Source organism: Streptacidiphilus sp. PAMC 29251 (assembly GCF_054208735.2).
Window position 1 is genome coordinate 77,135 of sequence record NZ_CM135725.2, and the last position, 24,343, is coordinate 101,477.

At 68.6% G+C, this 24,343-nt stretch carries 18 protein-coding genes and 2 pseudogenes; 10 read left to right on the plus strand and 10 right to left on the minus strand.

What is annotated here, in order from left to right; translation table 11 throughout:
- Window positions 1–127: 127 nt before the first annotated feature.
- The 3 genes from ACXKR8_RS00480 (at window position 128) to ACXKR8_RS00490 (ending at window position 3,562) form a co-directional block, all read left to right on the plus strand.
- Entirely contained in the window at window positions 128–901 is a 774-nt protein-coding gene (locus ACXKR8_RS00480; protein WP_462100203.1) for a transposase, read from the plus strand.
- A 1,046-nt stretch (window positions 902–1,947) separates the two neighbouring features.
- The gene (locus tag ACXKR8_RS00485) at window positions 1,948–3,183 is read left to right on the plus strand and encodes an ISL3 family transposase (RefSeq protein WP_458274984.1); all 1,236 of its coding nucleotides are present in this window, start codon (window positions 1,948–1,950) and stop codon (window positions 3,181–3,183) included.
- A 13-nt stretch (window positions 3,184–3,196) separates the two neighbouring features.
- Entirely contained in the window at window positions 3,197–3,562 is a 366-nt protein-coding gene (locus ACXKR8_RS00490) for a hypothetical protein (protein ID WP_458270931.1), read from the plus strand.
- A 72-nt stretch (window positions 3,563–3,634) separates the two neighbouring features.
- Here ACXKR8_RS00490 and ACXKR8_RS00495 read toward each other — a convergent pair whose 3' ends face one another.
- The 5 genes and pseudogenes from ACXKR8_RS00495 to ACXKR8_RS00515 all read right to left on the minus strand — a co-directional run bounded on the left by ACXKR8_RS00495 (window position 3,635) and on the right by ACXKR8_RS00515 (window position 8,485).
- Window positions 3,635–4,534: a transglutaminase-like domain-containing protein gene (locus ACXKR8_RS00495; protein WP_462100204.1), complete on the minus strand. Its 900-nt coding sequence runs from the start codon at window positions 4,532–4,534 to the stop codon at window positions 3,635–3,637.
- A 1,212-nt stretch (window positions 4,535–5,746) separates the two neighbouring features.
- Window positions 5,747–6,112, minus strand: coding sequence for a hypothetical protein (locus ACXKR8_RS00500; RefSeq protein WP_458270933.1), 366 nt, complete (start codon window positions 6,110–6,112; stop codon window positions 5,747–5,749).
- 227 nt (window positions 6,113–6,339) lie between these two features.
- Window positions 6,340–6,840 (minus strand): hypothetical protein, encoded by a 501-nt coding sequence (locus tag ACXKR8_RS00505; RefSeq protein ID WP_458270934.1) that lies wholly within the window; start codon window positions 6,838–6,840, stop codon window positions 6,340–6,342.
- Between the two features lie 487 nt (window positions 6,841–7,327).
- Window positions 7,328–7,762: pseudogene (locus ACXKR8_RS00510) on the minus strand (GmrSD restriction endonuclease domain-containing protein); the annotation flags it as partial.
- A gap of 24 nt (window positions 7,763–7,786) precedes the next feature.
- Entirely contained in the window at window positions 7,787–8,485 is a 699-nt protein-coding gene (locus ACXKR8_RS00515) for a hypothetical protein (protein ID WP_458270935.1), read from the minus strand.
- Between the two features lie 600 nt (window positions 8,486–9,085).
- Between ACXKR8_RS00515 and ACXKR8_RS00520 the strand changes: the two genes are divergently transcribed.
- From ACXKR8_RS00520 to ACXKR8_RS00530, 3 genes and pseudogenes are all read left to right on the plus strand, one after another.
- Entirely contained in the window at window positions 9,086–9,349 is a 264-nt protein-coding gene (locus tag ACXKR8_RS00520) for a DUF3761 domain-containing protein (RefSeq protein WP_458270936.1), read from the plus strand.
- Window positions 9,350–9,637: 288 nt separating this feature from the next.
- Complete coding sequence (locus ACXKR8_RS00525; protein ID WP_462100205.1) at window positions 9,638–10,726, plus strand: integrase core domain-containing protein; 1,089 nt, start codon at window positions 9,638–9,640, stop codon at window positions 10,724–10,726.
- A 31-nt stretch (window positions 10,727–10,757) separates the two neighbouring features.
- Window positions 10,758–10,931, plus strand: a pseudogene (locus ACXKR8_RS00530) (IS6 family transposase); the annotation flags it as partial.
- A gap of 160 nt (window positions 10,932–11,091) precedes the next feature.
- On the opposite strand, the gene ACXKR8_RS00535 reads toward ACXKR8_RS00530, so the two are convergent.
- The 3 genes from ACXKR8_RS00535 to ACXKR8_RS00545 all read right to left on the minus strand — a co-directional run bounded on the left by ACXKR8_RS00535 (window position 11,092) and on the right by ACXKR8_RS00545 (window position 15,894).
- Window positions 11,092–11,652, minus strand: coding sequence for a Uma2 family endonuclease (locus ACXKR8_RS00535; RefSeq protein WP_458270938.1), 561 nt, complete (start codon window positions 11,650–11,652; stop codon window positions 11,092–11,094).
- Between the two features lie 91 nt (window positions 11,653–11,743).
- Entirely contained in the window at window positions 11,744–13,060 is a 1,317-nt protein-coding gene (locus ACXKR8_RS00540) for an SWIM zinc finger family protein (RefSeq protein ID WP_458270939.1), read from the minus strand.
- Window positions 13,057–15,894: a DEAD/DEAH box helicase gene (locus ACXKR8_RS00545; RefSeq protein ID WP_458270940.1), complete on the minus strand. Its 2,838-nt coding sequence runs from the start codon at window positions 15,892–15,894 to the stop codon at window positions 13,057–13,059. The genes ACXKR8_RS00540 and ACXKR8_RS00545 overlap by 4 nt, the downstream gene beginning before the upstream one ends.
- 344 nt (window positions 15,895–16,238) lie before the next feature.
- Between ACXKR8_RS00545 and ACXKR8_RS00550 the strand changes: the two genes are divergently transcribed.
- The 3 genes from ACXKR8_RS00550 to istB all read left to right on the plus strand — a co-directional run bounded on the left by ACXKR8_RS00550 (window position 16,239) and on the right by istB (window position 20,995).
- Window positions 16,239–18,401 (plus strand): IS1096 element passenger TnpR family protein, encoded by a 2,163-nt coding sequence (locus ACXKR8_RS00550; RefSeq protein ID WP_458270941.1) that lies wholly within the window; start codon window positions 16,239–16,241, stop codon window positions 18,399–18,401.
- A 261-nt stretch (window positions 18,402–18,662) separates the two neighbouring features.
- Window positions 18,663–20,177 (plus strand): IS21 family transposase, encoded by a 1,515-nt coding sequence (gene istA, locus ACXKR8_RS00555; RefSeq protein WP_458267424.1) that lies wholly within the window; start codon window positions 18,663–18,665, stop codon window positions 20,175–20,177.
- A gap of 44 nt (window positions 20,178–20,221) precedes the next feature.
- The gene (gene istB, locus ACXKR8_RS00560) at window positions 20,222–20,995 is read left to right on the plus strand and encodes an IS21-like element helper ATPase IstB (RefSeq protein WP_458267423.1); all 774 of its coding nucleotides are present in this window, start codon (window positions 20,222–20,224) and stop codon (window positions 20,993–20,995) included.
- 115 nt (window positions 20,996–21,110) lie between these two features.
- Here the strand turns inward: istB and ACXKR8_RS00565 are convergent, their stop codons facing one another.
- Both ACXKR8_RS00565 and ACXKR8_RS00570 read right to left on the minus strand, forming a co-directional pair.
- On the minus strand, window positions 21,111–22,208 hold the full coding sequence (locus ACXKR8_RS00565) for an integrase core domain-containing protein (protein ID WP_458270942.1): 1,098 nt from the start codon (window positions 22,206–22,208) through the stop codon (window positions 21,111–21,113).
- A gap of 340 nt (window positions 22,209–22,548) precedes the next feature.
- Window positions 22,549–22,749: a hypothetical protein gene (locus ACXKR8_RS00570; RefSeq protein ID WP_458270943.1), complete on the minus strand. Its 201-nt coding sequence runs from the start codon at window positions 22,747–22,749 to the stop codon at window positions 22,549–22,551.
- Window positions 22,750–23,199: 450 nt separating this feature from the next.
- Between ACXKR8_RS00570 and ACXKR8_RS00575 the strand changes: the two genes are divergently transcribed.
- On the plus strand, window positions 23,200–24,342 hold the full coding sequence (locus ACXKR8_RS00575; protein ID WP_458270944.1) for a nucleoside hydrolase: 1,143 nt from the start codon (window positions 23,200–23,202) through the stop codon (window positions 24,340–24,342).
- Window position 24,343 lies beyond the last annotated feature (1 nt).

Consider the following 24,343-nt stretch of genomic DNA (forward strand, 5'->3'; position numbering starts at 1 on the left):
GCCTTGTCCAAGCGTATCTTCACCGGCCTCCAGCCGCGGCGACTCGGCAAAACTCGTCGCCGAACTCGCCGGCGTCTGGACTGCTGCCGAGGAATCCCGGCTGCGTGAACGCCGAGGCCACGAGCGGTTGCGTGCGGCCGGGGCCGGCCCCGACCACGATCTGGTGTTCGTGGACCGGATCATCGTGACCCTGGTGGCGCTGCGCTTCCAGCTCCCGCACGCGGCCCTGGCCGAGCTGTACCGAGTGGACCGCTCCACGGTCACCCGCGCGATCCGTGAGATCAGACCGCTGCTGGCCGCACGCGGATTCGCCGTCAAGGACCATCCCGAGCTGCGGCTTCGCACCCTGGCCGACGTCTTCGCCTACGCGGCGGCCGAGGGCGTCGAGCTGCGATTCGACGGGACCGAGGTCCAGGTCCGCCGCCCGCGCGCCAACAAGCCCGGCCGACGTGCGTTCGTCTCGGGCAAAAAGAAGATGAACACCAAGAAGGCCACCGTCGTCACCGACGGCCAGGGCCGGACTCTGTGGGCCGGGGCGTTCCGCCCCGGGCGGATGCACGACCAGACGGCGGTGCGCACCGAGGGAATCGCCGACCTGTTCAGGCAGTTCCCACAGGTCAAAGCCAAGGTCGACGCCGGATACCGGGGCCTGGCGAAGGAGTTTCCCGACCAGGTCCAGGCTCCGCCGCTCAAACCGAAGAAGGACGCGACACCCCAGGAACTCGCGGCCTGGAACGCGGAACGCCACCAGCAGTCGTCGGAGCGCATCTGCGTGGAGCACGCCAACGCCGAGCACAAGCAATGGCGCACCCTGCAACGCTTCCTCGGCCGCCGCGAAGACTTCGACGAGACCTACACAGCCGTAGCCGGCCTGGTCTCCGACCGCGCTGCCGAGAGGTGATCACCCATCAGACAACCCGCCAGGCCGACACGCCCTGACCTCAATCGCACACAGCGCCGTAAGGAAGTTGGCGGGGGCGGGTGAGACGTGGGCCCTTCCTCGTCGTGGAGAGCACTCCGCACTCCGGGCATGCCCGCGCACCCTCGTCCACCGTCGCCACGTGCACGACGAGAGCCGGCCCGACCTCCTCCACCTTGATCACCCCCAGCCCCTCCAGGCCCAGCAGCAGTGTCGCGTCCGTATCGGCACAGGTATCGTTGATGTTCGAGCCCGCAGGTGTTCGTGATCGGTTTCTCTAGACAAGAACCATGATCACCAATCCCTGCGGGCTCCTTGCATCCGGGGCACACCACACCCGGCATCGTCACCCAACGTGACAGTCAATTGGCTCAAGCCGCTGACGGCCCATCAAGTTTGAAGACCCGTCATAGCGCAGGGCGACCTCATGCCGATCATCCGAGGACACCCGAAGGAACCTCCCATCGGTCGTGCAGGACAGCACCACCTGTGCCGCCTCAGCATACTGACCCGAGTAGAAACTAACCGGGACCCTCGCCAACTTACGGTCATTCAGAGACAGACGACCATCGACGTCGAATTGAAACTTTCGCTTCCGATTCGGACCTATCGGCTGATCGATCCGCATAAAATAAGCGGCCTGGAAAGTAGGGTGCAGCGCCAGCCTGCGCACCACCCCCCGCCAGCGCTGCGCACTGTCTCCCTCGTCGCCAATCCTCAGATCGGGGAATTTAAGGACAGCCGGGAAGTAACCAGGGTCTTCAAACTTGATGGGCCGTCAGCGGCTTGAGCCAATTGACTGTCACGTTGGGTGACGATGCCGGGTGTGGTGTGCCCCGGATGCAAGGAGCCCGCAGGGATTGGTGATCATGGTTCTTGTCTAGAGAAACCGATCACGAACACCTGCGGGCTCGAACATCAACGATACCTGTGCCGATACGGACGCGACACTGCTGCTGGGCCTGGAGGGGCTGGGGGTGATCAAGGTGGAGGAGGTCGGGCCGGCTCTCGTCGTGCACGTGGCGACGGTGGACGAGGGTGCGCGGGCATGCCCGGAGTGCGGAGTGCTCTCCACGACGAGGAAGGGCCCACGTCTCACCCGCCCCCGCCAACTTCCTTACGGTGGACGACGTGTGGATCTGCACTGGCACAAGTCCCGTTGGTTCTGCGCGGAACCGCTGTGCCCGCGCGGCTCGTTCACCGAGCAGGTCCGCGAGGTGCCAGCGGGGGCCCGGCTGACCCGCGCGCTGCGGCGCGAGGCCGGACGCGTGGTGGCCGACGACGGCCGCACGGTCGTACAGGCCGGCCGTGACCTGGGCATCTCCTGGCCCACTGCCCAAGCTGCCTTCGAACAGTACGCCGAGCTCGTCCTGCCTGATCAGCCGCCCGTGACCGAGGCCGTCGGCATCGACGAGACCCGCAGGGGCAAGCCGGTCTGGCGGGAGAACCCCGAAACGGGCACATGGGAACTGGTCGCCGACGCCTGGCATATCGGCTTCGTCGACGCGGTCGGCGGCCAGGGCCTGCTCGGGCAGGTCGAGGGCCGCAACGCCGCCTCCGTCGCCGCCTGGCTCACCCTCCAGCCCGAGACCTGGAAACAGCGGGTCAGGTACGTGGCCATCGACCTGTGCGCCACCTTCCGCGCCGCCGTGCGCACCGCCCTGCCCCACGCCCGAATCGTCGTGGACTGCTTCCACGTCGTCCAGCTCGCCCAGCGCCACCTGGCCGACCTGCGCCGCCGCCTCACCTGGAGGCACCACGGCCGCCGCGCCCGCAAGGGCGACCCCGTCTGGAGCGTCCGCAAGCTCCTGCGCCGCAACAAGGAAGACCTCACCACCACAGAACTGGCCACGCTTGCCGACGAGTTGACCGATATGGGTACCTACGGCAAGCAGATCCTCGACGGCTGGCGTGCCAAGGAGCTCCTGCGCGACCTGCTGCGGCTCACCGCCAAGCACGCCCACGTCCTTCCCGACCGCTCCGCGGTCTCCGCCGCCCGCTACCGCTTCCAGGCCTTCTGTGCCGACCGCCCCTACCTGGTCGAACTGGTCACCCTCGCCGAAACCGTCGACCAGTGGTGGCACGGCATCGAGAACTACATCAAAACCGGCATAACGAACGCCGCATCCGAAGGCAACAACCGCGTGATCAAGCTCGAAGCCCGCAAGGCCTACGGCTTCCGAAACCGCCGGAGCCAACGCCTGCGATCACACTGCGCAACCACCCGAAGGGCACGCGGAAAGCTGACGACCCATCAACTTTGATGACCCAGTAACCATGGTTGGCCTCTCTGATTTTATCAATATACCTTTTGCTCTCCTCGACGATCTCCGGCAGGGTCACGGGATAAGAATCAAGGTCGACGCGCTCGCGCACTTTGAGCTTGAAAACGAACACGTCTGCAATGCATTCAGCCGAGGCTACGACGGCATGGCGCACCGGAAGAATAAAGCAATCCGTCGGCGAATCCCGGTCGGCTATGAAGCCGAGAAGCACCGTTTGCCCGATGACAGATCCAGCCGCCACCTTTTCCCGCAGGGCCGGCTCGACATACTTGTCTTCATACCGAAACTGCAGGAGCGCATCGGGCGGGAGGGCAAGCGCCGTCAAAATATCCTCGGCGTAGCGTCGTCGCAAATTTGAGGACAAGAGTAGGATCTGCGGACGCTGCGCCATTAGTCCCCCGATATTTATTGCGTTAGCAAACCGCCATAATTACGCGTACGCGTCTGTGCACTCGTCCAGGGACATGTTCCCCCAGCTCCCCCGCATGGAATCGTCCAAATAGGTGAACCTCCTCCAGACGCGATCGTCGGGAAGCTCATCGACAGTCAGCCGGGCCTGGGGCTCATAGCTGATCCCCTGCTCCTTGAGCGTGGAGTAGGGCGCGCAGATGATCGGTTCCTCGAAACCGTCCGCCTGATCACACGTCAGGTCGATGACCTGGCGATCACCATCCTGTGGCGACCCGACCTCGATCCAGCAGTGGTGATCGACGGTCGAGACGGCCGGATCCTCGAACACCAACCTTCCATAGCAGTAGGTGGCCTCGATCTCCTTCATGCGCAGCAACTGCGCCAGCCACACCGAACTGACACCGCACTGCCCCTTGGACGATAGGGGCGCCTGCGCATAGCTGGGGTGAACGGTCTTCTCGGACCACGCTCCCTCGAGCCGCCGGCGGTACTCGGGAAGCTGTCGCACAAACTCGCTGGTGAGCGCGGCCCTGGCCGAACCGCCGGGTGCCGGGCTTGACTCATCGATATGTACCAGTGTCTTCACTTGCTTGAGCTCTTTTCGCGCTTTGCGGTCGACACCGAGCACTGCCAAGAGGTTCCGATAGATCGGCTGCGTCCGGTTCACGGGATGATCGGCACCGGAGTGGCGCCGTGTCACGTACCTGCCGAAATTATCATAGAAGTAGGCAATTGGCGCGTCGGCCAGGGGGGTGAAGTTTGTAGCCTGCAGCGTGCATCCGGAGAATCCGAGCATGGGATTGAAAGCCGTGACAATGTACCTGCATCCCATCTGACGGAGCGCATGCGCCGCCTGGCCCATGGTAAAACTCATGAGGTTGAAAGCTGTTCCTTTCAAGCCCATTGCACGGGTCAGCACCAGGGTATTCTGGCGTGACGCCGCTATCCCCTGGGCTCGCATGGCATCTACTATATAGCGGCGATCGCACGCCGAGAAAGCCATGTAGGTTATAGGATAGGATGCCCCCTGCAGGAAGCAACCCATTTCCGCAATCGTGTCTGCACGCGGACTGAGCATGTAGTGAAGCTTGGACTGGTAAAAGTCCCCGATTCGCGGCGAAACCATGCGAAACCCAACGCCTACAAACGAACCGTCAGGTCGGACGAGAGTCCCGCCCCTGTGCATCACTTCTTCCCCGAGTAAAAGTGACGCATTCGCCCGCGCGCAGGCATCCTCCATATAATTGGACATGCTGCTGCACCGCGCGATGAGCACCGGTCGTAGCTTCTCGTAAAGACCGCGAAGGTCCCCGTCGCACGGACCGCCGAGCATGTAAGGAATATGGAGCCTCAGCTGAATCTCAAAATCCTGAACACTCATACCGCATAACGCGGCATCAGCAGCCACAGCTTCCCTGCACCCGCTCGCAATCCTCTCGACCCCAAGGCCCCGGCGAAGTCGCGATACGTCCGTTATGTCATGCCGCCTGCGGCGGGACCTGCCGGCCAAAGTCCCAGCTCACATGCCCCGGCCAGTTCGCGGCCCGGTCGGACAACTCGGACATCTCGCGACTTTGCCGGGGCCTTGCTCTCGACCCCTGGGATCCGAAGCGATCCGGCCAGCTCACGCCACGCCCCGCGACCGTCCTGCAGGCCCACAGCCGCAGCGGCCTCGCTGATCATCTGCACTGGCAAGGGGCGATGCGTTTCTGAGACCCCCCAGCCCGTAAGGGCATCCTGGACACAACGCTGGCCACGATCAACCACCACCCTCCCCCTGGCTGCTCGGACAGGGAAGTCCATGCTAGACAGACACCGCGCAAGCTGACCAGAGCACGAGATCGCGCCCTGATCACCTGCAACTCCCCTACGCCCAGCAGCCCCTGACGATGTCAACGGTAGGGTCAGCAGTGGATGCCGCGCAGCGGTCTGAGATTATTTCCCCCTGCGAATCGCGCCGACAGTCCGAATCGGCACAGATCAAGTTCCTACACGAGACACATCTCTTCGCCCAGCACCTACGTACGAGCAAGCCTCCGTCGATGGTGGCCCCTCCGCCGCAATCACTGCGGGTACCAACCGGGCACGGGCGATCCACGATCCCACGGGCGTCCGGGGCCAACAGCAGCAGTTATGACGCCCCGTCGACGTCGTGCTGGAGGCGCCAACCAGCGCGGGCAGGAACGCGGCACGGTTCGGCGGCCAGCTGGTGGCGGCACTCGACGGCTTCGGTGATGGGGACCAACACACCTTTCCGGTCCCCAGCATCCGACTGCTCGCCGGCGCCGACGCGCTCACGCCAGCCGTCGAACGCGCCCAGCGGCCGCGGCGCCTCGGCGGCGACCTCGGTGATGTAACCGATCGTCTCACCTACGGCGCTAGGGACCAGGGGCTGCCCGGTACACGAGAAGATCGACCCGTCGATGGACACGACCTCCGAGACGCGCGTAACGGCCGTACACACCGAGCCGACCGTGATGGTGAGCAGCAGTTTCACGCTCAGGCCGTAGTGGAGCAGGCGGTCCAGGAAGCGAGCCAGCGCGGTGATCCCGCTGACGCTGGTAGAGCTACACCCAGCGCGCGGGGGGATGGTCCTCAAGTCAGGGGCTTGGCTGACCGCTCTCCCTACCGCTCCCTCCTGCCCAGTCAGTCGGCGTCCCCCTGCTAATGGGGCGCGGGGACGCCGAACCGGTTCACTGCGTAGGTGCGGCGCGGGGATGGGCTTCAGAGCGCGACGTTGGCGTAGAGCACGGTGACCGTCGCTGAATGCGCGGTGGGGCTGGTGGGGAGCGGGACGAAGACGACTGTGCCGCTGCCGGAGCAGGGCAGCAGCAGGGAGGTGGGGATCGCCGCCTTCACGGCCCAGTCGGTCAGCAGGACCGGGGTGGTGGCCGAGGCCGCGGTCCCGAAGCCGACCTGGATCCGGTTGGCGGCGCTGCCGGTGAAGCCGGCGGCGGTGCTGCTGCTGACCGTAGCGGGCAGGGCTGCGACGGTCTGGCCGGACAGGGGATGCCCGGTCTCGCCGGGGATCACCGGCCCGGGGCAGACGACCTTGATGACGGCTTGGGTGCTGACGTTGTTGACCAGCCCGGTGAAGTACTGGTTCGGTCCGATGGGGGCCGGGTCGACCACGCCGTCGGCTGCGGCGGGCGCGGCACTGAGCAGACCTGCGGCGAGAACGGTTGCGGTGACGGCGAGAGCGGAGCGGTGGAGCACGGACAGCATGGTTCCTCCTCGGTGAGCGCGCTCGGCGGCCGTGGCCGGCGGAGCGGGCTGGGGGAAGGGCAGTTGGGTGACCGTGTACACGAAAGCAAGCATGCGGATGCTACGGCCCGAGCCCACCCGGCAGCAACGCATCCGACGGGTCGGCCCACGGGATGGCCGGAGCACAAACAGCGCTCCGGCCCATCCCAGCCCCGGGGCGGCGACGGATCCCGGTACACCGGTGCTCGCCGTGGCCGCGATGCCGCGCGGATCGCCGCCCACCGGCACCGTCGCGGTGACGGTTCGACCAGGCCCTGGAGCACGGCGGCGAACCCGACCGGTTCCCGGCCGCACCGACCTGCCCGACACCACTCCGAGAAGGCGGTCGACTGCCACAGGACGCGCTGCGGGCCTACCCATCCCGTAGATGGATGGGACCCTTCTCACAGGACAAGAACGTTACGCCGCGAGCCGGTCCGGTGGATCACAATCCGGGCCTGTTCGAAGGTCAGCAGTTTTTCAGGACTGCGGTCAACGTGGCTTTCTCCGCAGTGTCCACGCTCAGGGCGTAGTAGTGCTTGACCTGCACCCATGCGCGGGCGTAGGTGCACTGGTAGGAGGAATGCCGCAACCACTCCGCCCGGTCGTCGTCGCCCTTGGACCGGTTGGAGCTCGCGGAGTCGGCCAGCAGCTGCGGGCGGGTGGTGTCGTTGGCGAACGCCTGCCGCTGCGCGGTGGTCCAGGCCCAGGCGCCCGAGTCCCATGCTTCCGACAGCGGCACCAGGTGGTCGATGTCGAAGGTCGATGCGTTAGTGGTGGTCGCATTCTCGTAGGGGCTGGTCCAGTGGCCCGAGGTGGCGGTGCAGGCCGAGTTGGTGACCACACTGCTGCCGTCGCGCTTGATCACGTACTCGCGGGTGTCGCAGGTGCCGCTGATGGTGATTCAGGTCGGGAACGGTTGGCCAGGTCAGTCGGCGGGCCCGGAGGCGTCGCCCGGGTCGGGCTTGAGACCCAGGCGCTGCTCGGCACTCTCCCAGTCGGTGGCGAGGGCCTGCTGGGCGGCGGCCAGGGTGACCTGCTTCTTGCAGATCGCGGTATGCAGCCGGGTCTCCACCGCGTCCTTCGGGTTATTCGGCCCAGCGCCCACCTTGTGGCCAGGTGACGGCGGCTCGACCCACAGGTTCCTGGGGTCGTTGGGGTCCCCGCCCAGCTGAAGGCTGATCAGATGGTCGTACTCCGCGTCGTGCAGGGAACCGGTGTAGCCGTACGACTTGGCGTTCGCGGCCTTCTCCTTGTTCGTCACCCCCACCGGCGGACGGATCGTGCCGGTGTACCCGCCCGACCGACAGATCGTCGTTGCCAGCGTCGCCTGCGTCACGGCCGGCGACAGGGCCCCCGGTGTGCACCGGGGATCCGGCAGCGGCTGCCCGTGGTCGCTCCCGAAGTGGCAGGTCCCGGCGGCGGGCTGGGCCTGGACGGTGTACTTCGCCTGCGGCCCGGGCCCGTATGCCAGCACCGCCACGGCATGGTCCGCGGATCCGGCGCTGGACGCCGCGCCGGTGGGCCTGGCCGCGTCGCTCGACGTACCGACACTGTGGGAGCAGCCGGTCAGTACCGCCATAGCAAGCGCCGCGACCAGGACCGGAAGACGGGAAACAGAGGACACTGCGGCTCCTTTGCACATGGGCAGCTCAACGGGTAACCCCGGGACGGGGCGAACGTCACCGTAGCGATATTGCGGTGCGCGCCGGCCCGCTTCGCGAGGGCTTCACCCCAAGGGGGTCTATGTGTGGCTTCGATGAGGAAGGTCGCGTCGAGAGCTGGCTGCGGGCGTCGGCACGGGCCGGATGGACCCTGGGCGCCACCGCGACCGGCGGTTTCGCCGTCCTCCTATTTCTCGCGGCCCTGGACGTCCTCTAGGACAGTTGTGCGTTGGTGCGGGGCCGCCCTGGTACAGGGTCGAACTCACGGTCACCGTTCCGTAACACGCGCTTGCGACCTGGCGCTGCCTGGAACGATCCCGGCATGACGCGTCGGCGCCTCACGCCGAACCAGCACTTGGTGTTGTGGGTCATCGTCGTACCCCTGGTCGTCGTCGGCCTGATCATCCTGCTCGCTGTTCTCAGCGGCCCCGGAGGACCAGCCGGCCAAGGCGGAGGAGGTGGTGGCGGAGGCTGATCACCGAACCGAAATGCCGCACCCGCCCAACGGGGCCAGACTGGACACAGCGGCCCCGCCATCTCGCCGCACCACCAAGGGAACCCTCATGCTCACCCGACTCCGCGTCCGTACCGCCGGCACGATCCTCGCCCTGACGGCCGCGTTCATCGCCCCCACCACCCTGGTCAGCGCCGCACCCGCCGTCGCAGCAACAGCGCACTGCGCCCACCACACCGTCGGCGTCTGCAAAGCCAGCTCCCCCCACTCGCGCGGCGCGATGGCGAAGTGCAAGGACGGCACCTACTCCTACAGCGCGCACTTCTCCGGCACGTGCTCCCACCACAAGGGCGTCCGGTACTGGTACAAGTAGATCCGGACGTGATCGGCCCCGTTCCGGTGCGGCCGGGCGGGGCCGCAGTGCATCCTGGGCGCCGCCCCGCACGTGCCGGTGGACCGACGGATCTCTGCCACTGCTACCCATTGACCCGGTCATCCGCGAGGACGGCGCCCAACCATCCTCACGCCGGGTGGGGCTGGGTGCATCCCGGGAGCGCCCCGGGCTGCTGACGGTGGCTCCCGCTACGGTGGCCTGTGGGGCTCGGAAAGTCATCGCTGCAGGTCATGGCACCTTTGGTGGGGTGGATGGCAGGATGTTCGAGTGATCGTTTCGATGCTGTACCGTGCTGCTCGCACCCTGCTGTCGATACCCGGAGCGCTACTGCGCCGGGACACCGCCAAGGATGCTGAGCTGCTGGTGCTGCTGCGGCATGAGAACGCGGTGCTGCGGCGTCAGCTCAAGGGGCCGGTGCGCTACGAGCCGGTGGACCGGTTCTGGCTGTCGGCGTTGTCCTCGTTGATCCCGCGTCGCCGGTGGGCAGAGGTCTTCCCGGTCGCACCGGGGACGCTGTTGGCCTGGCACCGCCGGTTGATCGCGAAGAAGTGGGACTACTCCGCCCGCCGTCGCCGTACAGGCCGACCGTCCACCGCTGCCGCGCTGAAGAAGCTGGTGCTGCGCCTGGCGCGGGAGAATCCGCAGTGGGGTCACCGCCGGATCCAAGGCGAGCTCAGCCGGCTGGGGCATCCGATCGCGTCGTCCACGGTCTGGGAGATCCTGCACGCGGCTGGCGTTGATCCGGCTCCGCGTCGGTCGGGACCGAGTTGGCGGGACTTCCTTGCCGCTCAGGCCGAGGGGATCATCGCCGCGGACTTCTTCCACGTGGACACGGCCCTCGGCACGCGCCTGTACGCGATGGCGTTCCTCGAGCACAGCACCCGGAAGCTGCACATCACGGGTGTCACCAGGCATCCGACCGGTCAGTGGGCGACCCAGCAGGCCCGCAACCTTGCCGCCGACCTCGGGGCGAGGACGGAGTCGCTGCGCTTCGTGCTGCGCGATCGCGACACGAAGTACACGGCGCCCTTCGACGCCGTATTCGAGTCCGAGGAGATGGACATCCTGCTCAGCGCTCCGCGAGCGCCCCGGATGAACGCGCACTGCGAGCGGGTGATCGGTACCGTCCGCCGAGAGGTGCTGGACCACGTCCTGGTCCTCGACGAGGCGCACGCCCGACGAGTACTGGCCGAGTACCAGGATCACTACAACGGGCACCGGCCACACCGCGCCAGGCACCAGCAGCCACCTGACGCCGGTCAGCTACCCGCCCCCATCCACGACCCCGACGGCCGCAGACTCCTGCGCACCCGCGTCCTCGGCGGCGTCATCAACGAGTACAGCTACGCTGCTTGACCTGCAGCGATGACTTTTCGAGCCCCACAGCTTCCGCTCGGTCGGCTCAGCCCAACGGTTCCTGGCCGCGTTCAGCGGCATCTCACCCCACTTCCGACCCCGCAGACACCTCCTGACCGCCCACCAGAACCGCCTCGAAATGACCATCCGCTTCACCGTCTGGAACCACATCACCGGGGCCACCGCCCTGCCCACAACGGCCTGACCCACCGCCACCACCGCGGCCCACCACGCCCCGACACACCAGCAGAGACGTGAACCCCCGACAACGTGACAACACCATCCGGACGCACCCGGAACTTGATCAAGCCCTGTGGCAGGCGGCGGCCGGGCGGGCACCTACAACCTCACAGTCACGTTGGTGGTCATGTTGGGGCGTTGTGGTATTGGAGGAGGTCGGAGGTGTCGAGGTCGAACGCGAACGGGGCGGGGATATGGATCTGCTCGCCGAACTTGCGGTCGGTGCGCGTGTGATAACGGTCCCCCTCAGGCTCGGAGAACAAGGTGATGGTGGCCTCGCGTGCGTCGATGATCAGGTATAGCGGGATGCGCATCACCGGGTAGTCGCGAACCTTGCCCGTCCAGTCGTTCTCCGGGTTTGACGGCGAAACTAGTTCCACCGCGATGAGGGCTTCTTCAGCAGCGATGGCGTTGTCGGTGGTGGCCATGGCGTCGGCGGGCAGGTATGTCAGGTCGGGGTTGCGGCTCTTGCCGATGGCCGGGCTCTGGAGGTCACTGTTTCCACTGGGTAGGTACCCGTCCGGGGCGTGCCGTTCGAATTGGCGCATGACCAGCGCGAGATTTCGTTGGTGGATGCCGGAGGGGCTGACCATCATGACAATGGTGTCGCCGGACAGTTCGGACTTGAAGCCGGGGGGCAGAGCCGCGCGGGCTTGTTCGAGGAGTTGGAAGTGGCGAGGGTCCATAATTCCGTACCTTTCTAACTGGGTTCCAGGTCATTCGCAAGATCAGGGCTTTCAGAGCACTGGATATGACTGACATAGTCGCGCGAGCCGGTCACTGTTCCCGGAGCAGGGCTGTCAGGACGACGGCCGGGTCAGCGTCGGGCGGTCCGGCTGGCCACCAGGTGCCCTGGTTCTTGGTGTACGGGTACCAGAGACCGTCCTGGCCCAGCCGCACCTGTGCCTCCGCGCCCTCGACGGTCCAGCGGTTGCGCCAGGAGCGGAGCCGGGGCGGCTTGCCCTCGGCCCAGTCGGCTCGCAGTGTCTCGCGGTCGCGCTCCAGACGGCCGGCGGGCGGCGTCCAGTCGTTCTCCAGCGCGTCCAGGGACGCGGCGGCGCCGTGGTGCCAGGCACGGACGGCGGCGGCGAGTTCGCTGTGGGTGCGACCGCAGTTCAAGGAGATCCGGGCGACGATCTTCCCGGTCGGGTGGGTCGCGGCGAGGCGGACGGCGTCCTGCCACTCGGTGAGGGCAACGGGCGGGGCGGTCTCGGCGTGCCGCGCGCCGAGGGCCGCGGCGAGCAGGTGCTGGGCGCGCATGGCGGCGTCGGCTGCGAGGAGTTCGAGTGCGGCTGGGTCGACCCCGGGTTCCGGGGCTGCCGAGTCCGCCAGCGCGGGGCCGCGGCCGGGCTGTTCGGGCAGCGGGGGCGGTGCGGGCAGGGGCGGGAGTTCGCCGCGTGAGGCGAAGGCGACCCGGGCGGAATCGCCGCCCCGGGCTTCCGGAACGGCCTGGGCCTCGTCGGTGGTTTCTGCCTGCGCCGCGGTCTCGAAGGCGGCGCGGGCGGTGTTGCGGCGGCCGAGTTCGTCCATCAGCCCGCGCTCACTGCGGCCTCGCAGGAGTAGCAGGACGAAGGGGTCGCGGTCCAGGAGTCGGGCGAGCTGGTAGCAGAGGGCTGCGGCGTGTTTGCAGGGGTAGCCCCAGTCGGGGCAGCTACATTCGGGGTCGAGGTCGCGAGGGCCGGGCAGCAGCGGGACGCCTGCGGCTGCTGCGTCGTCGGCGAGGCCTGCGGGCATCTCGCCGTCGAGCAGGGCCGCGATGTTGGCGGCCCGCTCGGCGATCATGTCGAGCAGTCGGTCCCACTGCCGGTCCGTCAGTTCCGCTACCTGGACCGTGGAGCGGTAGGGGGTGCGGAGGCTGCCCTGTACCGGGGCGGAGGCCGATCCGGGGGCGACGGTGATCTGGCCGACCGCGCCGCCGCGTGCGTAGGTGCGGCCGCGCTGCAGGCGGCCGGATTCCAGGGAGGACTCCTCCAGTGCGCGTAGCCATTCGCGGCCCCACCAGGACTCGGCGAAGGGCGCGCGGCTGCCCTTGGCCGACGGGAGTGCTTCGAAGGTGCGGGCTGCGTTCACGTGCGAGGGGGTGCCTCCGGTCATCGGCTCGTCCTTCGCAACGTGACCAGTTCGGCCAGTTCGGAGTCGCTGAGTTCACTGAACGCCGCCTCGCCGCCGCCCAGTACCGAATCGGCGAGTTCCCGCTTCTGTCGGAGCATCTCGGCCACCCGGTCCTCCACCGTCCCCTCGGCGATCAGTTTGTGCACCTGGACCGGCTGGGTCTGTCCGATCCGGTAGGCACGGTCGGTGGCCTGGTCCTCGACGGCCGGGTTCCACCAGCGGTCGTAGTGGATGACGTGTCCGGCCCGGGTGAGGTTCAGGCCGGTGCCGGCCGCCTTCAACGACAGCAGGAACACTCTCTTCTCGCCGGCCTGGAAGGCGTCGACCATTTCCTCGCGTCGTTTGACGGTGGTGCCTCCGTGCAGGAACAGGGTGTCCACGCCGCGGGAGGTCAAATGGCGTTCGATCAGCCTGCCCATGGCCACGTACTGGGTGAAGACCAGAGCGGAGCCGTCCTCGGCCAGGACGGTGTCCAGGAGTTCGTCCAGCAGTTCCAGTTTCCCCGAACGGCCCGGCAGCTTGGCATCCGCCGGTTCCTTCAGGAACTGCGCGGGGTGGTTGCAGACCTGCTTGAGTCCGGTGAGCAGCTTCATGACCAGGCCGCGTCGGGCGATGCCCTGCCTTTCCTCGATCTCGGCCATGAGCTCGCGTACCAGTGCTTCGTAGAGGGAGACCTGTTCCTTCGTCAGCGAGACCGGCCGGTCGGTCTCGGTCTTGGCCGGCAGTTCGGGTGCGATGCCGTGGTCGGACTTGCGCCGACGCAGCAGGAAGGGGCGCACCAGCGCGGCGAGGCGGGCGGCGGCCTGTTCGTCACGGTCGCCCTCGACGGCTTTGGCGTAGCGGTCGCGGAAGGAGGTAAGGGTGCCGAGCAGGCCGGGGGTGGTCCAGTCGAGCAGGGACCACAGTTCGGAGAGGTTGTTCTCGACCGGTGTCCCGGTCAGCGCGACCCGGCCGCCGGAGGGGATGGTGCGCAGCGCCTGGGCGGTGTGTGCGTGCGGGTTCTTGACGTGCTGGGCCTCGTCGGCGACCAGCAGCCCCCAGGGCTGCCGGCCGAGGCGTTCGGCGTCGCGGCGCATGGTTCCGTACGTGGTCAGGACGAAGCCGCCCTTCACCCCGGTGTCGAGGCCCTCCAGGTCGCGGCCGGGGCCGTGGAAGCGGCGCACCGGGGTATCGGGGGCGAAGCGCTGGATCTCACGTTCCCAGTTGCCGAGCAGTGAGGCGGGGCAGACCACCAGGGTCGGTCCTGCGGTGGCCTTTCGTTCCTGGCGGCGCAGGTGCAGGGCGATCAGCGTGACGGTCTTGCCCAGGCCCATGTCGTCGGCCAGGCAGCCGCCCAGGCCGAGCGAGGTCATCCGGTGCAGCCAGTTCAGCCCGCGCAGCTGGTAGTCGCGCAGGGTCGCGGCCAGCGCCTTCGGTGCCCCCTGGGGCCTGCGCGCGGCTACCGTCCCGGCGGTGGTGTCGGCCTCGGGGTCGGCGATCCGGGAGCGCAGTTCCTCCAGGACTCCGCCTGCGGTGACGGCCACCCGTTCGCCGTCCACCTCGACACTGCCGGTCAGCGCGGCGCCCAGGGCGTCGATCACGGTCAGCGAGGTGGTCCTTGGCTGCGCGGCCCGGCGCAGGCGGCGGACCAGTTCCGGGTCCACGACCACCCACTGGTCGCGCAGCCGCACGATCGGCCGGTGCGCCTGGACCAGGCGTTCCAGTTCCTCCTCGGTAAGTTCCTGGTCGCCGAGCGCGACCCGCCAGCGGAAGTCCAGCAGTCCGCCGGAGGACAGGAAGGACTCGGCCGAGGACTGCGTCCCCTTGCGGCGTGCCGCTTCCAGCACCCCGTCCGCGGTCAGTTCACGTACGAGTTCCTTGGGCCAGTGCACGGCGACCCCCGCCGCGGACAGGCTCTCGGCCGCCTCGCCGAGCGACGCCTGGGCCTCCTCGTCGGACAGGTCCAGGCCCGTCGGGGCAGCGGCCTCAAGCAGTCGGGCGGCCGGGGGCCAGGCGCGAGCGGCGCGGCGCAACGTCAGCAGCGTGTCCACCTGGGCCCGTGGGCCGAACAGTTCGGGCGCGGTGGCCCGCCCGGACCACAGGTCCGCGGCATCCGCGAGCACGGTCGGGTCGGCCAGGCTGCGCAGTTGGACCACGGCCCGCAGGGACTCCTCCCGGCCCAACTCCAGCCGCAGCGACACCGCCAGGCCTGCGTCGCGGCCGGCGGCGACCTCCGCCGCCCAGGCGCGCTGCTCCGGGACGGACTGCGGCGCGCGCACCGCGAACGCCGGTCCTTCGGCCACCTGCCGGGCGGCGGGAGGACGGGTGAGGGAGTCGGCCACCGCGTCCAGGAAGGCCCGCAACAGCGGCTCGGCCGCCGGGAGCGTGAGCGGGGACAGGTCGGGGATCGCGACGGCGCGGGCCTCGGGGGGCATGGCGGCGGCCAGGACGCCGAGCCGCTCGTGGTCCCCCGCGTCCAACGGGCCGACCCGCCAGGCGTCGAAGCCCTTCGGCGACACCCCGGGCAGCACCCGGCCACGGGCCAGCAGACCCAGAGCAAGCAGGGCCGCAGCACCCCAGAACGCCGGGCTGGTGGGGGCGGTGCCGACGGACGCCCGGCTGGCGTCGTTTGCACCGAGCGCCCGGCAGCGGGTCAGCAGCGGCAGCGCCTGCTCCACCGGAAGCAGCACCGCGACCACCCTAGCCCGGCGCACGGACGAGCCGTGCGCGCGAACCACGGTCAGTTCCTGGGGCTCCACCCCGAGATCCGGCAGCTCACCGCCCGGCGTCCAGAACGCCACCCGTCCCAGTCGGGGCGGATCCGCAGGAAGGAACACCGCCTCACCGGTGGCGAGCGCCGGCAACCAGGGGGTCAGCCGCTCCCGGCCCGATTCCGCCGAGGCTACCGCAGCCGACCCGGAGGTGGCCGGCTCTTGGGATCGCGTCGCCTGGAAAGCAGCAGCCGGTGCTGCCGTCGGATGGACCTTCGCCACTGCACCCACTCCTACAGCTGTTCGAGACCGCGCAGAACCCTGCGCCCTCGCCAACCCAAGGCTATCCGGACGGGTGACCCAACGTGTCAAGGGCGGATACACCCGCTCGACGGAGTGCGACAGAATGGCAGACCGCAGGCGTCGTACCGGTGCCGGCATCCGTCTCCGCTCCAAGGGAACCTCTCGCCGTGACCACCGAGCCCGTGCCTGTCTACCAGCTGAAGATCGCCCTGCGGGACACCAGTCCGCCGATCTGGCGCCGGGTCACCCTGCCCGCCGACACCTCGCTCGGCAGCCTGCACGACATCGTCCAGACCTGCTTCGGCTGGCACGACTCGCACCTGCACGCGTTCACCGAACCCGGCTCCGGCCGCCAGTTCGTCGACTTCGACGCACCGCTGGACCGAGACCCCGGCCGCGACTTCGACGAGGAGTCGGTCTCCGTCGCGGAACTGCTGCCCTACGAGGGAGGCCGACTGGAGTACACCTACGACTTCGGCGACGACTGGCGGCACCAGATCACCCTGGAGAAGTCCCTCCCCGTGACCAGCGGCGAGCGGCACGTCCGCTGCACCGGCGGACGCCGTGCCATGCCCTGCGCGGAGGACACCGGCGGCCCCTGGGGACTGCAGGCGGTCCTCGACGCCGTCGCGGACCGCACCTCACCGGCCCCCGAGCCCTGGGCCCACCTTGTGGAGACCCTGCGGGAAGAAGGGTTCGACCCCACGGCCTTCGACCGCGAGACCCTGGACCGGGAACTGGCCGAACAGGACCCCCGTCCGCCGACTGCGGCCCCGGCGCCGAAGCGGGTGCCGAGGCACCCCACGGCCGCCCCCGGCGGACAGCTCTGCTCCTGCGGGGAGGTCCACGACGACGAGGACCTGCAGCTGGACTACCTCCCAGTACGCCCGGTCACCCTGGCACCCCGCACGGATCTCGCCGCCGCCGCGCGGCAGGTGCCACTGATCGCCGCCACCCTGCGCCTGGCCCAGTGGTGCCAGGACGGGCGTGCCGTCACCTCCCGCGGTGTACTCAAGCCCGCACAGGGCCGCCTGGCCGTCCAGGAGCTCGAACTCTGGTCCCTGGACCACGAGCTGAGCGCACTCCCGGCGGCGGAGCGCGACCAGCGACTGGCCCGTCTGCGCAGCTCCGGAGACCTGCCCTGCCTCGACAACCCCTGGCAGCTCGCCCGCTACGCAGACCTGGTGAAGATCAGCGCAGGCACCGCACGCCCCGGCACCGACCTGCCCGCCACGACCGGAGACGAGGGGGTGCTGAACCTCTGGAGCGAGGCGCTCGACGGTGAACTCGACGACCTAGACGGCTTGGGGACCCTCGGCCTGCCCCCGGTCCTGATGACCGCACTGGGCCTGCAGGACGAACTCGGCAACGGCCTGGCGGCCGTGGTGCTGCGGGCACTGTACGAGGTTCCCGACGGCGAATGGCTCGACACCGCACTGCTCACCGTCGCGCTCCGCGAGGGACTCCCCACCCGGGAGGCACGACTGATCGAACTGCTGCTCCTGCAGGTCCTCGACCAGGCATCCTTGGTCCTGACCGAATATCGGGCAGCCGAGGTCGAGACCAGCCCCGGGGCGGCCCGGGATCGCGACCACATCCTCCTTGACATCCTCGGCATCAGCGGCGCCTCCGACGGGAGCGACGGCACCCCCATCCCCGGGCACCGGCTCAGGCTCACCCCGCTGGGGCGCCACGGACTGCGCGAATACCTGCTGGCCGAAGGGGTGCCCGCGCCGCTGATCGGCGAACTGGCCGACGCCGACGCACCGACCCTGCTGGAGGGACTGCTCGACTACGACCAGGCGTCCGCCCATGCAGAGATCGCCGGCTGGATCAGCCACCGGGGCCAGGGCCCGGCCGCAGTCCAAATCATCGACGCCTGCGCCGGACTGGACGCCGACGCGGCTCTGCGCCGACTGAGCGCGGCACCGGTGCTGGCCGATCTCGACGAACCCAGGGCACTCGCCGTCCTGCGCAAAGCCGCGGCCTCCCAGGTACCGGGCTGCGCCCAGACCGCGGCGATCGCCTTGGCCGGCCGGGGCGAGCACCCCGAAGGACACGGCCCGGAACTCGAATCGTGGGGGCTCATCGACCACCTGTGGGGTCCGCTCGGCGTCGCCGACGAGGCGCTGGCCGAATTCCTGGACCAGGAAGGAGACGCGGTGCTGCCGCTCCTGGAGCAGGCCGCCGACGATCTGTGGCGCTGCGACCACCCCGCCACGGGAGCCGTCCTGGAAGCAGCCGGACGGCACCTGAAGACCCGGGACAAGGTACTGGCCAAGCGGCTGCGGAAGTCCGCGACCAAGGTCGGCTCCCAACGCCGACACTGAGCCCAGGCCGAGGCTGAGCCCAGGCCGAGGCTGAGGCTGAGGCTCAAGGAGCCTGCGCCTGCCGAAAACTACATCCATGTGTCGGCGGCCGTGGCAGAGTCCAGGTGTGCGGCCAGTTGAGTCCAGGCTGATGGCCACCGGAAATCCAGGTGGATGGCCTGTTGACCTGTGGTGTTCCTGATCGCTCCCTTTATCTGAAGAAGACCCCTCCGTCCGGTTTGCTGGTGTTTGCGAGCATCAGCTACCGGCCGGAGAGGTCCTATGACGAAGTCTGACAGAGAGATCATGGAAATCTTTGAGGCGTACGACCTGACGGAGACCGTCTGGTCGGCGGCGGCCCTGAGCGGGCACGACCCCAAGACCGTCAAGCGGTATGTCCAGGCCCGTGACCACGGGCTCAATCCCTTCGAGCACGCGCCGCGGCCGAAGATGATCGACGCCTACCTGGAGAAGATCGAGGAGTGGGTCGACCAGACCCACGCGGCGATCCGGGCGGACGTGGCCCACGACAAGCTCGTGCGGATGGGCTTCGCGGGCAGTGCGCGCTCGACCAGGCGGGCGGTGAACGCGGCGAAGGGCGCGTGGCGGTCCGGGCGGCGGCGCTCCTACCGGCCGTGGATCACCGAGCCGGGGATGTGGCTGCAGTTCGACTGGGGCGAGGGCCCGCGCATCGGCGGGCGGCGGACCTGGCTGTTCTGCGCGTGGCTGTCGTGGTCGCGGTTCCGGGTCGTTATCCCGGTCTGGGACTGCACGTTGGGCACCCTGGTGGCCTGCCTGGACACCACGTTGCGCAGGATCGGCGGAGCGCCGACCTACATCCTGACCGACAACGCGAAGACCGTCACCGTCGACCACATCGCGGGGATACCGGTGCGGCACCCGCAGATGGTCGCCGCCGGCCGGCACTACGGCTGCCAGATCGTCTCCTGCGTGCCCTACGACCCCGAGTCCAAGGGCGGCGCGGAGGCCACGGTCCGCATCGCGAAGGCCGACCTGGTGCCCACCACCGCGAACCTGCGGCCCTCCTACGACACCTTCGCCGAGCTGGCCGATGCCTGCCGCAGTTGGTGCCTGGAGGTCAACGCGCGGCGCCACCGCTCGACCGCGCAGATCCCTGACCTGCGGCTGGAGATCGAACGTGCGACCTTGCACGTCCTTCCCGCCGAGCCGTTGGCGTTGGCGCTGGGCGCTGAGAGGACGGTGGGCGCGGACCGGACTGTCAGTTTCAACGCGGTGCGCTACTCGACGCCGCCGGGCTATACCGGGCAGCGGGTGTGGTGCCGGGTGGTGGGTGAGGAACTGTCGATCACCGCGCGCACCGACACCGGCGACCTCGCCGAGATCTGGCGCCACCAGCTGTCGACCCCGGGGGTCCCGCAGATCATCGACGCGCACTACCCCGACCACCCCGAGGGCCGGAGCATCCTCGCGCCGCGGCTGGCACCGCGCTCGGAGGCGGAGATCGCGTTCGTGGGCATCGGCCCCGGGGCGGGGCGCTGGCTCAAGGAGGCCGGACCCGCCGGCGCGGTGCGCATCCGCGCGAAGATGGCCCGCGCGGTCGAGCTGGCCACCGTCATGGGCAGCGACAACGTCGACCGGGCCCTGGGGCTGGCAGCCACAGCCGGACGCTTCGCCGACGACGACCTGGTCTCCATCCTGGAACACCTCCAGGGCAGCACGCCCCTGGGCGAGGTCGTGCGCGCGGACGAGAGCCACTCCGCCCAGAGCGGCACCTCGGGCTGGCAAGCCCTGGGCCAGCAGAACAACCCACGCTGACCACACCCACCCTGACTATCCATCACCAGACGATCGGCACCGCCATGTCCTTCCCCAACCCGCCCGCCATCCCCGAGGAACTCGACAAGCTGATGCGCCGCATGCGCCTGCCCTACATGCGCAAGGCCGCCCCCGACGTCCTGGCCACCGCCCGCGCCCAACGCTGGGACCCCGCCGAGGTCCTACGGCTGCTGATCGCCGAGGAGGTCACCGGCCGCGACGCCGCCACCCGACGCCTTCGGCGTCACTCGGCGAACTTCCCCACCGGCAAGACCCTCGCGTCCTGGCGCACCGAGGATTCCACCATCCCCGAACCCACCCAGAACTCCCTGACGACCCTGGAATGGATCGGCCGAGCCGAGAACCTGGTCATCGCCGGTCCCTCGGGGACCGGGAAAAGCCACTTCACCGAGGGTCTGGCCCAGGCCGCGATCGAGAAGGACCTGAAGGTGGCCTGGTTCACCCTGGAGACCCTGACCGCCGCGATCGGCAAGTCGAAGGTCGACGGGTCCACCGCCCGCACCGTCGCCCGGATCTGCCGCGCTGATCTGATCGTTTTGGACGATATTGGCCTGCTGCCGGTCGGCGAGGACGCCGCCGAGGCGTTCTACCGCATCATCGACGCCGCCTACGAGCGCCGCTCCATCGCGGTGACCAGCAACATTCACCCCTCAGGCTTCGACACGATCATGCCCAAGACCCTCGCGGGTGCCAGCACCGACCGCCTCATGCACCACGCCCACCTCGTCACCACCACCGGCGACTCCCACCGCCTCGCCGAAGCCCTCGCCGGCAAGGGCGTGGTCCCTCTGAACTGACCTCCCCCACCCCAGGAGCACCACTGACCACAGGCCTGGGTTTCTGATGGCCACCAGCCTGGTGAACCCACGACCACCTACCTGGGGATCTCAATGACCGTTGACACCATGCAGTTCAGGCAGCGTGTTGGTACTCGTGGATCACGCCGCCGAGGCGGTCGTGTCGGCGTATGTTCAGGTGGGTGATTCGGTCCGGGTCGGTGATCGGTTCGGGGACTGCCCGTAGCGGCGCGGCTTGGGCCATGGCCTGGTGGGGTCGGTGCTTGTTGTGGTGGGTCTCGAACTCGCGCAGGGCGCGGCGTAGGTGGTTTTGGTTCCAGATCAGGGTGCGGTCCAGGAGTTCGTGGCGGCAGGTCTGCACCCAGCGTTCCATGATCGAGTTCATGCGGGGTACGCGGATACCGCTGAGGACGGTCTGGATGCCGGCGTCGGCGAGGATCTGGTCGAACAGGGCGGGGAACTTCGCGTCGTGGTCGCGGATCAGGTACTTGACCTTCGCGCCCGCGTCGTCCAGGTCCATGGCGAGGTTCCTCGCGGCTTGGGTGACCCAGGTAGCTGTCGGGTGGGCGGTGGTGCCGAGTACCCGGACGCGGCGGGTGCGGTGTTCGATGACGGCCAGGATGTACTGGCGCTGTCCCGTCAGGGTGACGGTCTCGATGAAGTCGCAGGCCAGTAGTGCATCTGCCTGTGATCGCAGGAAGTCTGCCCAGGTGGTGGCGCCACGGTCGGGGGCCGGGCCGATGCCCTCGGCCTTGAGGATCTCCCAGACGGTGGAGGCCGCGGTCTTGATGCCGAGGGTGGCGAGTTCGCCGTGGATTCTGCGGTACCCCCAGGAAGGGTTCTCCCGGACCAGGCGCAGGACCAGCAGCCGGATGGAGCGCACGGTGCGTGGTCGGCCAGGGCGTCTGGGCCGGGAGGCGTTTGTGTGTCGCTGCTTCACCAGGTCGCGGTGCCACCGAAGTACAGTGTCGGGTCGCACGATCAGTCGTAGCCGGCGCAGCACCTCGCGCGGCAGGGGCTGGAGGAGTGCGGCAAGGAAGGCGCGGTCCGCGCTCGTGAGCTTCGCCCTTTCGGGGCCGAGGTGCCGTTGCAGAATGGTGATCTGGTGGCGTAGGGACAGGATCTCGGCGTCCTTGTCCCGGTCGCTCATAGGGAGCAGGCGCAGCACGGCGAAGGCGTTGGTCACGGCCAGGTAGGCGAATCGCAGCAGCACAGTTGATCATCATGCCGTGCTGGTCGGCAGAGGCTGCAGGCCGGGTGACCTGCGCGGACGAGGTTCTCGGCAGGGGCAGGGCCAGCGCGATGGCGGCGTCGCCGTCCAGCGACCAGGCCTCGAACCCGTTCAACGGCTGACCGGTGATCTTCCGGACCCGGCTCTGGGCAGTGCTGCGCGGGGCCTCCATCGCCAGTGCGATGTCGGCGTAGCTCATGCCGAGCCCGTGGGCGATACGCACGGCGGCGTCGCCCAGGCCCTGGAGGTAGGGCAGCAGGTCGACGAACACGGTGTTGATGATCGTGTGCCAGTCCTTGGCCGACGCGACCTGGTGCGTCGATCAGCTGGGGGCGCCGCCGGTCCGAAGGACGGTCAGGGCCTCCAGCACGGTGTCGAAGTAGTTGGCCAGGTCCACGGCGTCGGGGCCGTCCGCGGATCCCCGCTCGATGGTCCCCAGGACCTGGGCCTGGGCCGGGGTCAGGGCGAAGGTGAGGGTCGCCGCGCCGGTGGCGGCGTCCTTGGCGAAGGTGAAGTCGGGCAACGGCTGACCCTCTCGGTGGTACGTCGCCGCAGGTCGGCGCGGGTGTGCGAAGTCTCGTACACCCCTCATGCCCGAACCTTCGTACACCTGAACCACGAACCTTCATACAGTCCGATCGCCTACGGGCCGCCCCTTCGCCCGCCGCTCTCAGGCCGGAGCGGACCCGCCGGCGCGTCGCGGTCCGCGACGTGCCCGGTGCTGCCGATCAGGCGGCCGCCGCCGCGTCCGTGCCCTGTCCGGTCGTTCAGTCCAGGCCCACTCCTGGGTCCACCGCCCACGCCTCGAACTTCGTCGGGGGCCGGCTGATGACCTTCTGGACCCGGCTCTGGGCGGTGCTGCGCGGAATCCCCACTGAACCACTTGCTGTTGCGGATGTTGCTTCCCATAATCGCGCCCTGCCGGACCGCACCGGCGGGGCGCGACCGCGTCACACCACCTTGGGGAGCCCCCATGCGCAGCACCACCTCCGCCCTCGTCTCACTACTCGCCGTAGCGGCACTGATCCCCACCGTCAGCGCCTCGGCCTCCACCCCGCCGTCGCAGCCCCAGGCCGCACCGCAGCAGGCCGACCACACCCAGGGCACCCGCAAGGTGATCCTCGACTCCGACATGGGCGAGCTCAACGACGACGCCGTGGCGATGTTCATGCTGGCCAAGTCCCCCTCTGTGGACTTCCTCGGCGTGACCACCGTCAGCGGCAACACCTGGGCCGAGGAGGGCACCGCCGACGCGCTCAGCCAGCTCCAACTGATCGGCCGAAGTGACATCCCGGTCGTCCAGGGCTCGACCCAGCCGCTGCTGCCAGGACGTCAGGACCGGCTCGCCGCCGAGAACGCGCTCTACGGGAAGGCCCCCTGGACCGGGGCCTTCGAGAGCCCGGAGCCCGCCGCCTACAACAAGTTGCCGCAGGCGCCCTACGGCGGCTACGCCAAGGCCAGGCCGCTGGACACCGCCGCCGTCGACTTCATCGTCGACCAGGTCAAGCGCAGTCCGCACCAGATCACCTTCTTCGAGGTCGGCCCCGCCACCAACCTCGCCCTGGCCGTCCGCACCCACCCCGAGATCGTGCCGCTGATCAAGCAGGTCATCTACATGGGCGGCTCCTTCGACCGTCCCGGCAACATCACCCCGGCCGCCGAGTTCAACTTCTGGTTCGACCCCGACTCGGCCAGGATCGCGCTGCGCACCCCCTTCGCCCAGCAGACCATCGTCACCGACGACGTCTCCGAGAAGGTGCTCTACACCAAGGCCCAGTACGACGCGATCACCGCTGGGAAGTCCACCCCGATCAAGAAGGAGTTCAAGGCGCTGCAGGGCCCCCAGTTCGCCTCGGACCCCAACTACAGCTCGCCGATCTGGGACGCCATCACCGCCGCGATCTTCCTGGACCCGGGCATCGTCAAGACCTCCGAGCAGCGCTACGTCGATGTGGACTCCACCTTCGGCCCCGACTACGGGCGGGCTCTCGGATACAACCTCGGCGAGTTCGACAAGCCGGCCAACCCGGCAGGAACGCAGCTGGCCACGCTGGTGATGGACCTGAATCTGCCGCGCTTCTGGAACCTGTACACCGGGCTGCTGAGCAAGCCGTAGA